At 36.0% G+C, this 636-nt stretch carries 1 protein-coding gene; it reads right to left on the bottom strand.

Annotated features, from left to right (window positions below):
• Window positions 1–636, bottom strand: a 636-nt coding sequence (locus tag ACH5TX_RS00490) for a hypothetical protein (RefSeq protein ID WP_439337600.1), incomplete at both ends; no start/stop codon positions are given.

Below are 636 nucleotides of genomic sequence, written 5' to 3'. Positions count from 1 at the left end.
TAGTGTAACTGTGTTTCCACTTAAAGCGCCTGATGAATCATCATCACTCCATGTTCCTGTTTGATCTTCACCTGTTAGTAAATCAAATAAATTATAGGTTTGTCCTGTTGTTATTGCTTCTAAACAAAATTCTACTGGTGTATTTGCTGTTCCTGATTCTGGTGCTGGGTCTATTGTTACAACTACTGTTGAACTATTTGTACATCCAAACCCGTTGGTAATACTATATGTGTAATTGTATGAACCAACTACCAATCCTGTTATGTCATATGCTGACGGATCAACAATTGCTGTACCTGTATTATCTGAACCTTCATACCAAGTTCCTCCTAAATCATTTCCTGTTAATTGTCCAAATAGATCTAATGGAGAGTTTCCTGCTATATCATTTTCACAAAATATAGCTGGTGATGGTGTTCCTGTGTTTGGTTGTGGGTTTACGATAATTTGAACTGTTACATCTACATCATCACAAATTCCTATTGCTGCTACATCATAAGTAAAATTATAAGTTGCTGGTGCAAGTCCATCTAGTGTAACTGTGTTTCCACTTAAAGCGCCTGATGAATCATCATCACTCCATGTTCCTGTTTGATCTTCACCTGTTAGTAAATCAAATAAATTATAGGTTTGTCC

It is taken from the genome of Thalassobellus citreus (assembly GCF_044385915.1).
GTDB classification, from domain to species: Bacteria; Bacteroidota; Bacteroidia; order Flavobacteriales; family Flavobacteriaceae; genus Thalassobellus; species Thalassobellus citreus.
Note: the sequence above shows the minus strand (reverse complement) of the source record. Positions and strands in the feature narration are given on the sequence as shown.